Genomic DNA, 12,168 nt, shown 5'->3' on the forward strand with positions numbered 1-12,168 from the left:
TGGCCGGCGGCCAGCGCGTCACCCGCCGGCAGCCTCGCGCCGGCGAGCGAGTCGGGTGTCGCGACGACGGGGACCTCGACGCTGCCGGCGTCGGAGAACGCGCCCGCGGACGGGCGCGCCGGTGCCGGGGCGAGGCGCTCGCGCGCGAGCATCGCGACGACGGCGAGGGCGACGACCGCCAGCGCTCCGCCGACGAGGAGCCCCACCCGCGGGCGCGACGTGCGGGGCTGCGGCTCGCCCCCGGGGATCGGTTCCATCCCCCACGACGGTGAGGTGGCGATGCGCTGGGTCGCGTCGTCGTTGACCGCGACGGCCTGCCGCTCGTCGGGGGAGGGGGCGCTGCCGGGATCCCCCCGACGAAAGCGCACCGTGGAGAGGGCTGGGTTGGCCGCGGGCGAGGGGCTCGGCGCGCGCGGCGGCGTGGGGCGGATACTCCCCCCGCGCCGCCGCTTCTTGAGCATCGCCTGCCACTCCTTGAGTCCCGGGACGGTGTCGGTGCTGCTGAGCAGCGTGAGGAAGCGGGCCGCGCTCACCCAGCGCCGGTCGGGGTTCTTGTGCATCAACCCCTCGACCAGGTACTGCAGCCTGGGCGGGACGTCGCCGCGGATGAGGTCGAGCGGGGGGAGCGGGTCGTGCTTCTGGCGGTAGATCACGCTGTAGAGGCTCTCGCCGGCCCACGGCCGCTGCCCGGAGAGCATTTCCCACCCCACCATGCCTAACGCGTACAGGTCGCTGCGCCCGTCCAGGTGCCCGCCGTCGATCTGCTCGGGCGACATGTAGGTCGGCGTGCCGATCGCCGTCCCGGTCGCGGTCAGCTCGGTGCTCTCCTCGATGGAGCGGGCGACCCCGAAGTCGGAGAGGAGGGCGCGCCCGGTGATCTCGTCGAGGAAGATGTTCTCCGGCTTGACGTCCCGGTGCACGACGCCGCAGCGGTGGGCATAGGCCAGGGCGCGGGCGATGTCGCGCAGGACCATCTCCGCCTCGTTAGGCGAGAGGGGGCCCCGCGCCAGGGCCGCCTTGAGCGTCATCCCCGGGATCAGCTGCATCACCAGGGCGAGCCCGTTGGCCAGCGGCTTGACCGCGTGCAGCGACACGATGTTCGGGTGCTCGAGCTGGGCGACCGTGCGCGCCTCGCGCGCCAGGCGCGCCACCGATTCGCTGTCGGCATGGAAGCGCGGGCGCACGACCTTGATGGCCACCTCGCGCCCCAGCGCCCGCTCCCGCGCCCGGTATACCACGGCCATGCCCCCGCGCCCCAGCTCCCCCAGGCACTCGTATTCCGTGTCCAGCTCCCTCGGCCACCCGCTGTCCCCGGTCCCGGCCCCTCCGTGGACGGCAGATTCCGTCATTGCCGGAGGTAGCGAAAGGCGAGCGTCCCCATCTCGATCCGGTCGCCGTCGCGCAGCCGCACCGGATGCTCGTCGAGCAGCGCCGCGCGGTTCACCACGACCGGATTGGTGCGCGAGAGATTGACCAGCGACCAGCCGTCCTCCTCGAACTCGAGGCGCGCATGCGCCCGGCTCACCGTGGGCTCCAGCAGCTGGACGTGACGGAAGGGCGGCCCTTCGCTCCGGCCGAAGGAGATGACCGGTTGCTCGCCCCCCGCCAGCCGGACGAAGCGGAGCTCCAGCCCCGCATCGGGTCCCTCCAGCACCAGCAAGTGGCCGCACAGGAAGGGGAGCGAGCGGTCGGCGGGGCGGTGGAAGCGCAGCGCCTGGCCCTGCACCATCTCGGCCACGGCATCGTGCCGCACCTCCCCCGTCGTCATGGTGACGAGCTGGGCCGCGGTCTCGTCGGCAATCTCGTGGTAGTCAGCCGGCGCCAGGCGCTCGGCGACCGCCAGCGCGGTGATCGGCGAGCGGCGCATCGGCACGCTGTCGCGCACCAACGGCGCGCGCGGGACGTGCGAGACGGCCGTCAGCGGCATGACCAGCGCCGGCTTCCCGTGCGACCGCAACGCCGCGTCGCGCTTGCGCCTGGCGATCCAGACTCCCAGCAGGATCCCCCCGCTGGCGATGGCCAGCGAAGCCAGGATCACGGAGAGGCTGAGGATGCTGACGCGCATGCTGGTGGTTGCTCCCCCGGGGAGGGCGCCGTCGTCGCGGGCGCAGGGGCCCGCTCGGCGAGTGACGGATCGAGGGCGAGCGGGAGAGGTGCCGCCCGACGACCTGAATACACGTGCGCGTCGCCGACGTTTCGGCCGCGACCGCCGAGCGGGATCAGGGAGAAACTTAGGGTCGCGTCACCGGCGCGCGCCAGACAGTTGCGCGGGCGCCACGCCCCACTGGCGCCGCCGGCTACTTGGCGCGGAAACGGAAGACGACCTCGCCCATTTCGATCCGGTCGCCGTCGCGGAGGATCACGCTCGACCCCTCGCCGTTGAGGGCGAGTCCGTTCACCACGACCGGGTTGGTGGCCGACATGTTCACCAGCGACCAGCTCTTGCCGTCGAGGGCCATCCTGGCATGCAGCCGGGAGACCGTCGGCTCGTGAAGCTGGACGTGACGGTATTGTGCCCCTTCGGCACGGCCGAACGTGATGGACGTCCCGTCCGGTCCGCTGGTACGGACGAACTTGATCTCCTGTCCCACCTCGCGCCCCTCGATGACTTCGAGACGCCCCGGGAGGAACTGCAGCGTTCCGTCGTGCGGGCGCTCGAGGCGTAGCGTGACGGCGCTGCGATCGTCACGCATCGCGTCGCGGCGATGGTCGCCGGCGACGTGCATGCGGAGCACGCGCCCCCGCTCCTCCTGTGCGGCGTGATCGGCTTCCTGAGCGCGCATCTCGACCGGGACGGGAGGCGCCAGCGGTGTCGGTGGCGCCGGGGCGATGCCCTGTGCGGGAGGGGCGCCCACTTCCGCCGGTTGGGTCGGCGCCGCGGACTGACCCGCGGGCTGCCCCGCGGGCTGCCCCGCGGGGCGCGGGGGGCGTGGCGGGAGCGCGACACTCCCACCGCCACCGAACGCCACCACCGGGACCGGTCCCCGCAACATCGCGCGCCTCCTCCTGCGGGGGAGGATGACCCCGAAGACGAGCGCGAGGATCAGGACGACAACCAGTCCGGCGAGGGTCTCGACCACGGTGGGTGGCTTGGGAAGGGTGGAGGCGTGGGGGGATGGGGAGACGCGTCAGTCCCTTCCGCGAAGGTCGTGCCGTGGCGGCCATGGTCCGCCGCGGCAACGTTCGGTCGCGGTATCGTGCCGCTGTGCCTGCTGCTGCCTGCTGCCTGCTGCCTGTTGCTGCGTGCTGCGCGCATGATGCAGCCCACCGTCTGGTGCCGCAACAGGTTAGCACGAGCGTAATATGCTCGAGGGCGCCCGGGAGTTTCGCCGCGGGCGAATCGTGCGGATCAGTTGACCGGGGGCGGGATGGGTGACTAGTTTGCCGTGCTCTGGTAAGGGCCTGTAGCTCAGGTGGTTAGAGCGCACGCCTGATAAGCGTGAGGTCGGTAGTTCAACTCTACCCAGGCCCACTTCGTTCGTGAAGGCGGACATCGCTCGCGGTGTCGCTATGTCTAAACGCCGCAACGGCATAGGCCGTTGCGGCGTTTGTCATACCTGCGATGCCCTGTCGTTGGTCCCCTCCCGGCAGCCGGCGCGGCGCTCGAGCAGCCGAGACTCCGAAGAACACCGGACGATTCCTTGGCGCTGCTGCGGCGGCCGGCCGCCGGAAGGGAGCGAGACGCCGTGCCGCGCGGCCTCCGGCGTTGCGGCGTTCATCGAACTCGCGCGGCAGGACGTATGGCACTGGGGAGAGCTCGCGTCTCCCCGAGACGCACCTCGGCCCGGCAGCGTTGCACGTGACGGCTCGTTCGAAGCGATCGTCGAGTTCCGCGACCGATCCGATGCGCCGGCGTGCTGCGGGGCAGCGGGCGCAAGCAGGTACTGGATGGACGATGGGCACGCGCGCATGGCGGCTGTTTCCGCCGGGCCGTGTGTGCCGGCGGGCAACTCCTGCCTCCCGCAGACGGTGCGGCGGCGGCGCGGGATCGGGGCCCGAAGTGGAGGCACGGCCGAAGCTTGCGTGCGTGCAAGGCCGTGGCGTGAGGTAGGCCCTGCAGTTGCCTTTCCCACCCGAGTGCGGACGGGGGGCGATGCGGCGCTGCGGGGCGCGCGCGATCTCGCTCACCTGTGGGAGTACATCGGTCGGCAGGCCAGTCGCTCGGCGGATTCCGGGCGCTTACGTCCACGGATGGACATCGAATGTTGAGTCTCACGCGGAAGCCGGGGGAGTCGATCGAGATCGACGGCGGCATCCGGATCGTCATCAGCGGGATCGAGGGTGGGAACAGGGTTCGCCTCGGGATCGAGGCGCCGCCGGGGGTCGCGATCCTGCGCAGCGAGGTGCTGCAGGCGATCACGGAACGGAACCGGGAGTCGGTGGCGTCGCCCGCCAAGGTGGAGTGGTTCGGGGTGATGCCCGCTCCGGTCCGGATTCCGGCGGGTGAGGAGGGGGCGTGAGCGATCACGGGCAGGGAGAAGACCGGGCGATCGGGCACTCCGCCAGCTTCCACACCGCCGGCGCCGACACCTTCGAGCGGCTGCCGCCCGATGCGCCGCACTTCGGCGACGCGAACCCGGGTGCATGGCCGACTACCCCGTCACGCGTACACATGCTCGTCCTGGACGAGGGGACGGGCGACGGAACGGCCACCGCCTGCCGGTTCAGCCGCAAGGGCTACGAGGTCACCGTGGTGCAGGATGGCCGTGAGGCGCTGCGCGCGCTCGAGATGGCGAATGGCCCCGGCTCGCGCTCGCGCTTTTCCATCCTCGTGTGCGACGCCCAGGCTCCTGCCGAGCGCGAAGCGGACTTTGTGGCGCGCGCGCTCGCCCTGGATCCCGACCTTCGAATCCTGCTGTCGTCCCGCCGCGTTCGGTCACGGCAGGGGGGCGGCCCGACGGCGTCGAGCCCCGTGCATCACCTCCTCCAGCCGATGCGAACGGCCGACGTCGTGCGAGCGGTGGACGAGGCGCTCGGACGCCACCCGACTCCCGCGTGGCAGCGGGCGGCGATGTCGTGGGAGGACGTGGGCTCGACCTCGGCATGGGCGTCGGACGAGGCGACGCTCCGAGAGACCCCGATACGGGTAGCGGAGACCCTGATCGCGGCCATGGAGGCGAAGCACGCCTATCTCCGCGGACACTCCCAACGCGTGGGGGCGCTTGCGGCGGAGGTCGCCGAGCGGCTCGGGCTCGAGCCCGAGGTGGTGGAGCAGGTGCGGCTGGCGGGTCGCCTGCACGACATCGGGAAGCTCGGAGTGCGTGAGGAGGTGCTGAACAAGGTCGCTCCCCTGGCGGCGGAGGAGTTCGCGCACATCCAGACGCACGTCGCGATCGGCGTCGCGATCCTGGCCCCGCTCCGCCCGATGGGGGGCGCGCTGACGTTCATCGGCGATCAATCCGAACGGTGGGACGGGACGGGGTACCCCGCGCGTCTGGTGGGGGAGGCGATCTCGATCGGCGGACGGATCGTCGCGGCGGCCGATGCGTTCGACGCGCTGACCTCGGAGCGGCCGTATCGCCCGGCGCTGAGCATGCCCGATGCGATCTCGCTCATGGAGACCCTGGCCGGGCGACTGCTCGATCCGGCGGTGTTCGCGGCCCTGAAGGAGGTGGTGCTCCGTCGATCCGCGCCGAATTTCGCCAACGAGCCGTAGAAGAGGCGCTGATCGGCGCTCCAGCGGCCGATACTGAACACGGGACCCCATCACCGGGAGTGTCGTGTGCTCATCGTCGTTGGTCTGGTCATCCTGTTCGGGAGCATCCTCGGCGGCTACACCATGCACCATGGCAAGATCATGGTGCTGCTGCAGTGGTCGGAGTTCCTCATCATCGGCGGGGCCGGGTTGGGCGCGTTCGTGATGGCGAACCCGATGGTCGTGATCAAGCGCGGCTTCGCGAGGTCGGTCGCCCTCCTCAAGCCCAATCCGTACACGGCGAAGGTGTACGCGGAGCTGCTGCAGATGCTCACCGAGTTCTACACGAAGGCGCGGAAGGACGGCCTGCTCGGCGTGGAGTCGCACGTGGAGAACCCCGAATCGAGCGACATCTTCAAGAAGTATCCGTTCTTTTACCGGCACCACCACGCGCGGGCCTTCTTCGCCGACACGATGAAGGTGCTGCTCGTGGGCGCGGTCGAGGATCACCATCTCTCCGAAATCCTCGACATGGATCTCGAGCGGATGCACCAGGAGGAGATGGCCGTACCGGCGGCAATCACGAAGGTGGCGGACTCGATGCCCGGGTTCGGGATCGTCGCCGCCGTGCTCGGCATCGTGATCACCATGGGGTCGATCGGCGGCGCGGCCACCGAGGTGGGGGAGAAGGTCGCGGCAGCGCTGGTCGGCACCTTCCTGGGGATCCTGCTGAGCTACGGCGTCTTCGCGCCGATCGCGAGCGCGGTCGAGGTGCGCATCGCGTCGGAGCATGACTACCTGAACTCGATCCGCGTGTCGCTGCTCGCGTTCGCGCGCGGCGACGGGGCGTCCACGTGCGTGGAGTTCGCCCGCCGGAGCGTGCAGCCGGAGGAGCGCCCGAGCTTCGCCCAGGTGGACGCGATGCGCAAGCGGCAAGCGGCATGATGGGCGTGGCGCGATGAGCAGGAAGGACCGGAAGGTCATCGTCGTGCGCAAGCGGGGCGCACGGCACGCGGCGCATCATGGCGGGAGCTGGAAAGTCGCGTTCGCCGACTTCACGCTCAGCATGATGGCATTCTTCCTCGTGATGTGGGTGCTTGGCATGGACGACCATGCGAAGCGCAGCATCGAGGGGTACTTCGCGAACCCGGTGGGCTACAAGAAGGGCGCCGGCTCCGGCCAGAGCCCGATCGCGCTGGGGAACACGCCGGTGCGCATGCCGCCGCAGGCCGTGCGGACGATCGCCCGCCAGCAGGAAGTCCGCGCGCTGCAGGGGGTTCGGCGCGAGATTCTCCTCAAGCTGGAGGGAGGCGGGCTGAAGGAGATCAGCGCCCTGGTCCAGATCGTCCTGACCCAGCGGGGGCTGCGCATCGAGCTGGGGGAGAGCGTGGACGGGGAGTTGTTCTTCGCGCTCGGTTCCGCGGAGATGCGCCCACTCATGCGGAAGGTGCTCGGGGTGATCGCGGCGGAGATCGGGCCGCTGTCGAACGACGTGGTGCTCGAGGGGCACACCGACGCGGCCGCGTATCGGGACGCGCACGTCGGCGGCTACTCGAACTGGGAGCTGAGCGGCGAGCGCGCGAATGCGGCCCGTCGTGTCCTGGAGCAGGGGGGACTCGCGCCGCGCCGTATCGTGGAGGTACACGGCCTCGCCGACCGGCAGCTCAAGCTGCCCGACGCACCCTTCGATCCGCGCAACCGGCGCATCACGATCTTCGTGCCGTTCCACACGCCGTCGCCGGAAGCCGATTCGGCGAAGCTCTCGCTCCCCGGGGGGGGGGTGGTGCCGCTGGCGCCGCCGGCCAACGTCGGTTCGGCCTCCTGACGCGGGAGGCGTGACGCGCCGCATCGAGCGCTCGTCCGGGCGATGCGCGGAGGCACGTCGTCTTGGCGCATGCGGGGCCGGGGACGCGGACAAGTCCGTCGCCGCTCGCACATCCAGCAGCGCCGCGGTCTCGCGAATGGGCGGATTTCCTACATCGGACGGCATGACGAACCGGGAGGCCATCGAGCGCTGGCTCCTGACCGACGCGGTAACGACCGCAGGGTGGACCACGTCCATCGCCATGCCGCTGGTGCGCGGCCTCTCGCACGCCTTGGGCAACCGTGTCGGCTCGCTGGCGGCACTGCTCGAGGTGGTTCTCGATCCGGAGTTGACGGCCGACGAGCGAGAGCTCTTCGAGTCGCAGATCCGCGGCGAGATTGCGCAGCTCGGGTCGATCAACGAGCAACTCCGGCTCATTCCGGCGGATCGCGTGACAGCCGAGCCGATGCTCGTGGACGGAGCCGTCGAGGCGGCGATCGCGCTCGCGTCGTTCCACCGCGACCGGCGGGGAGGCGCGCTGCGCGTGACGGTGGAGGGCACGGCGTCACCGGTGCGCGTCGGCCGCTGGGTGCTGATCCATGTGCTGGTCGCCATGCTGGACGTGTCGACGCAGCGCAGTGGTTGGAGCATCCTGCGCGTGTCGCTGGGCGGGACTCCGGAGGTAGTCGAGATCCGCATCGCCAGCGACCCGGAGGCGCCGGAGGCGCCGCGGCGGCGGGGGAGTCGATCGGCGGGACGATCGAGGACCTCGACGGCGGCGCGTTGTGCCTGCGACTCCCGAGCCTGGCCGCGTTGCGGGCCCGGCAGACGGCGCCGTAGGTCGCGCGCGGACTCAGAGCCCGGGGAGCAGGCGCTCGCGCGCCCACCGCATGGCCGCGAGCTGCAACTGTCCGACCTCACGGAGCGACAGCGTGTGGCGCTGGGCGAGGTGCCGCATCGTATCGACGTGCATTCGTTCGTTCGCTTCGGCGAGGGCGAGGGGCTCCGCGAGCGGCCCGCTGCGCAGCAGGAGGGCGCCACGCACGTCGCTCGCGAGGTCCACGTGCGAGAGGACGTCGGTCATCGACATCCGCATCATCGCGTCGAGGAGCGAGAGGAGGCCGACGGTGAACGCCGATCCGGCGTCGTGCCCTCCACGACCGCGGCCGTAGAGCAACTCGCAGAAGCGTGCGCGGGTCATGGCCTGAAGGGCCAGCTCGCCGCGCGTGCCGCTCTCGCCGATCAGCGATGAGACCAGGAGCAGCGCGAGCCAGCGGTGCAGCATGTCGCGCCCGACGAGGCGGATCGCGTGCCCGATCGACTCGATGCCGCGCTGTCCGGTGCCGGCGTTGTTGGCGAGCCGCAGCAGCTTGTAGCAGAGCGCCGGATCGTTGGAGAACGCCTCGTCGAGCTCGGCGTCCGAGATCTCCGGATACCGGAGCATGTTGAGCAGCCGCATGATCGTGAGTTGCGCGAGCGGCGGCTCGCGGCGTGCCACCGTCTCGGGACTGGCGTAGAAATACCCCTGGAAGAGCACGAAGCCGAGTGTGCGGCAGAGGCGGTGCATCTCCTCGGTTTCGACGCGCTCGGCAAGCAGTCGTACTCCGTACGCCCGGAGCTGCGCGACGATCCCGGCGAGGTCGCCGGGGGGGTGCGCGAGCGCATCGACCTTCACGATCGGCTGCAGGGCGAGCAGCGGCTCGTACTCCGGCTGGAAGCGGAAGTCGCCAAGGGCGAGCGTGTATCCCGCGGCGACGATCTCCCGGCAGGCATGGACCACCTCGGGCGTCGGGCGTACCGAGTTCGGCAGCCCGATCGCGAGTTCCTCCGGGGCGAAGAGGCGCCAGGTTCCCTCACGGAGCTGCTGCTCCGGGAAGTCGAGGAACGCAAGCGATCCGCCCGTGAGTTCCTGCACCCCGATGCCCAGGAGGGTCGTCGCGAACACCTCCGGCGACAGCTGGTCGGGGTTCGCGCCGAGCGTGTGCTCCCACGCGCCGTCAGCGCGATAGCGTAGTTCGTACGCCACGAGCCTGTCCCCGAGGTCGAATACCGGTTGGCGCGCGATCAGGAGCGTGACGGCGTCGTCGGTGTGCGAGAGCGCGGTGGGGTGGGCGTCTTGCGGCGGCGCGGGGGACGAGGCGGACGGCGACAATGTGCCTGGCTGGTTGGAGGGGAGCCCGATGCGGCCCTTTGCTGCCAGTATCGGTCGCTCGATCCATCATCCGAACGTTGTGCGGGTCGCCACTGAAAAATCTGGTACCCTCCGTTGGCCCCGGATCGTCTTTGACCGCCAGCCGCCGCGATGGCACCCGTCGGTGCCGTGTCCGGCGGAGAGACGATCACACGACCAACGGTATGGCAGCGCATCAACCGGTAGTGGGCGCCGAGCCGGGCGCGGGGTGGGGAGGGGGAACGCAAACGGCTGTGGATCCGCGCGATCCACACGGCTATCCACCACCGGCGACCCCCGAGGCGGTGGCGAGCAGCTGGGAGCCGGCGGGGGAGATCGACGACGCCGAGACCGACCGCGGGAGAGCCAGCCACCTCGGCGCCCCAGCGCAGGCAAGCGTTCCCGATGGCGTGCTGGTGATCGACGACCGTCCCGCGAACGTCGAGGCGGTTGTCGCGATGCTGGGCGCGAGCGACGTCGCGCCGGGGGACGGCTTCCATGTCGTCGCGTCCGGGTCGATCCAAGACGTCGCGCGGCTGCTCGATCCGGAGAGTCGGCTCGCGCCGCCGCGTCCCGGCGAATCGGGGCTGGGAGGGGTGAAGGTCGTGCTGCTCTCCGCTGAGCTGCAGGAGATGCCGCTCCTGGCGGCGCTTCACCTGCTTCAGCTGCTCGCCCCCGTCCCGGTCGTCGTGATCGCCGCGGCGGAGCACGAGGTGCTGGCGCTTCGCGCATGCCGGGCCGGGGCAGCCGACTGTGTGTTGCGCGATCGGATCGACGCGACGCTGCTGGCGCGAACGCTCCGAATCGCAATCGAGCGTCGCCAGGAGGAGCTGGCGATCGCGGAAGAGCGGCGCGCGTATCGCGCCCTCCTCACGCGCGTGCACGGGGTCGCCTACCGGACCTCGGCCGATCCCCGGCTGGCGGTGGAGTGGGTGGGAGAGAACTTCGAGCATGTCGTTGGCTACCCGCGCGCGCTTTTCATCCGGCGGAAGCCCGATGTGCCGCCGGCGATGCGCTTCGCGGACCTGATCGTGGACGAGGATGCCGCGACGGTGCACCGCGTCGTGCGAGAGGCCCTGCGGAGCGGGAGTGCGTACCACGCCGAGTTCCGCATCCGCCACGCGGATGGCGGGGGGCGCTGGCTCGAGATGCATGGGGAACCGCTGACGGATGCGCGCGGGGTGGTCGTGGGGAGCGCGGGCGTCCTCGTCGACATCAGCGTGCAGAAGGAGGCGCAGCACGCGCTCCAGGTGAAGGAGGGTCAGCTCCGCCAGGCACAACGGCTGGAGGCGGTCGGCCGCCTCGCTGGAGGCATCGCGCACGACTTCAACAACGTGCTCGGCGCGATGGTCGCCCACACCGAGCTGGCGCTCAGCGACCTGTCCGACGCCGGCTTCACCGGCGAGGACGTGGCGGTCCAGGAGCTGACCGACCTGCTGACTTCCGCGAACCGCGCCGGCCACCTCACGCGCCAGCTCCTGTTGTTCAGTCGCCAGCAGGTGCCACAACCGGTGGTGCTGAGCATGAATCGCGTCCTGGGCGACCTGCATCAGCTGCTGCGGCGCACGCTGGGCGTCAACATGGAAATCCGGCAGTCGCTGCGGGCGGAACACCCCTGGGTGCTGGCGGATCGCAGCCAGGTCGAGCAGATCGTGATGAATCTGGCGGTGAACGCGCGCGACGCGATGCCGAGCGGCGGCGTCCTCACCATCTGCACCGACACGATCGAGCTGACGCCGTGGGACCGGCTCGTCGCCTCGGCGAACGGCGTCATGTTCGGAGGGCCGCTCGCGCCGGGACGCTACGTGGCGCTCACGGTCGCAGACGTGGGCCACGGCATGACCATCGAGATGATGCACCGGATCTTCGAGCCGTTCTTCACGACGAAGCCGATCGGCCAGGGGACGGGGCTCGGGCTGTCGACGGTGTACGGTGTCGTGACGGACGCGCGCGGCGCGATCCGGGTGAGGTCCCGGTTGCACGTGGGAACGGATTTCACGGTGTACCTGCCGGCGCATGCGGCGCCGCCGACCGCGACGGCCGGGCCCTCGGCGGAGGACCGCCCTCGCGGCACCGAGACGATCCTCCTGGTCGACGACGAGGAATCGATGCGGCGGCCGCTCGAGCGCATGCTGCAGAAGTACGGCTACACGGTGCACGTCGCGGGGAGCGTCGGCGAGGCGCTCCGCGTGCTCGCGACGCAGCAGCATGCGATCGACCTCGTCCTCTCCGACGTGATGATGCCGGGGTTGCCTGGCGACGTCCTTGTGCGAGCGCTGCTCACCCGGACACGACGGCCGCGCATCCTCCTCATGTCGGGCAACGCGCGCCACGTCGGCGCGGCGCAGGACGTGGAGGAGGACATCGCTTCGCTCGTCGACGGATTCCTCGAGAAGCCGATCGGGATCGCGGCGTTGCTGCGCGCGATTCGGGCGACCCTGGATGGCGCGCCGGCGGCGCCTGCGCTGGCCTAGCGGGTGGCCGCGAGCCGGCCCCCCGCGATGTCGCAGCCGCTCGCCGCGCCCTCGGCTGCCTGCGCTATCGCGTAGGCAGCCGGAG

At 70.8% G+C, this 12,168-nt stretch carries 8 protein-coding genes, 1 tRNA gene and 1 pseudogene; 6 read left to right on the top strand and 4 right to left on the bottom strand.

Annotation, left to right across the window (positions count from 1 at the left end):
- The 3 genes and pseudogenes from ABS52_18765 to ABS52_18775 form a co-directional block, all read right to left on the bottom strand.
- Positions 1–1,349, bottom strand: a pseudogene (locus tag ABS52_18765) (hypothetical protein).
- On the bottom strand, positions 1,346–2,065 hold the full coding sequence (locus ABS52_18770) for a hypothetical protein (protein ID ODT00256.1): 720 nt from the start codon (positions 2,063–2,065) through the stop codon (positions 1,346–1,348). Before ABS52_18770 ends, ABS52_18765 begins: the two are co-directional and overlap by 4 nt.
- Positions 2,066–2,297: 232 nt before the next feature.
- Positions 2,298–3,080, bottom strand: coding sequence for a hypothetical protein (locus tag ABS52_18775; GenBank protein ID ODT00257.1), 783 nt, complete (start codon positions 3,078–3,080; stop codon positions 2,298–2,300).
- A gap of 318 nt (positions 3,081–3,398) precedes the next feature.
- Between ABS52_18775 and ABS52_18780 the strand changes: the two genes are divergently transcribed.
- The 5 genes from ABS52_18780 (at position 3,399) to ABS52_18800 (ending at position 7,460) form a co-directional block, all read left to right on the top strand.
- Positions 3,399–3,472: transfer RNA gene (locus ABS52_18780), tRNA-Ile, on the top strand.
- Between the two features lie 730 nt (positions 3,473–4,202).
- Entirely contained in the window at positions 4,203–4,460 is a 258-nt protein-coding gene (locus ABS52_18785; GenBank protein ODT00258.1) for a hypothetical protein, read from the top strand.
- Entirely contained in the window at positions 4,457–5,656 is a 1,200-nt protein-coding gene (locus ABS52_18790) for a hypothetical protein (GenBank protein ODT00259.1), read from the top strand. Before ABS52_18785 ends, ABS52_18790 begins: the two co-directional genes overlap by 4 nt.
- Before the next feature lie 66 nt (positions 5,657–5,722).
- The gene (locus ABS52_18795) at positions 5,723–6,580 is read left to right on the top strand and encodes a flagellar motor stator protein MotA (GenBank protein ID ODT00260.1); all 858 of its coding nucleotides are present in this window, start codon (positions 5,723–5,725) and stop codon (positions 6,578–6,580) included.
- Positions 6,581–6,593: 13 nt separating this feature from the next.
- On the top strand, positions 6,594–7,460 hold the full coding sequence (locus ABS52_18800; protein ODT00261.1) for a hypothetical protein: 867 nt from the start codon (positions 6,594–6,596) through the stop codon (positions 7,458–7,460).
- A gap of 832 nt (positions 7,461–8,292) precedes the next feature.
- On the opposite strand, the gene ABS52_18805 is transcribed toward ABS52_18800, so the two are convergent.
- The gene (locus ABS52_18805; protein ODT00262.1) at positions 8,293–9,591 is read right to left on the bottom strand and encodes a hypothetical protein; all 1,299 of its coding nucleotides are present in this window, start codon (positions 9,589–9,591) and stop codon (positions 8,293–8,295) included.
- 323 nt (positions 9,592–9,914) lie between these two features.
- Here ABS52_18805 and ABS52_18810 point away from each other — a divergent pair, with 323 nt between their 5' ends.
- Complete coding sequence (locus tag ABS52_18810) at positions 9,915–12,083, top strand: hypothetical protein (protein ID ODT00263.1); 2,169 nt, start codon at positions 9,915–9,917, stop codon at positions 12,081–12,083.
- Positions 12,084–12,168 lie beyond the last annotated feature (85 nt).

Source organism: Gemmatimonadetes bacterium SCN 70-22, from assembly GCA_001724275.1.
GTDB lineage: Bacteria > Gemmatimonadota > Gemmatimonadetes > Gemmatimonadales > Gemmatimonadaceae > SCN-70-22.

Bases quoted from the DNA above. Each gene is read 5' to 3' on its own strand.
- ABS52_18770 (ODT00256.1), bottom strand. From the start codon at position 2,065: ATGCGCGTCAGCATCCTCAGCCTCTCCGTGATCCTGGCTTCGCTGGCC.
- ABS52_18785 (ODT00258.1), top strand. From the start codon at position 4,203: ATGTTGAGTCTCACGCGGAAGCCGGGGGAGTCGATCGAGATCGACGGC.
- ABS52_18800 (ODT00261.1), top strand. From the start codon at position 6,594: ATGAGCAGGAAGGACCGGAAGGTCATCGTCGTGCGCAAGCGGGGCGCA.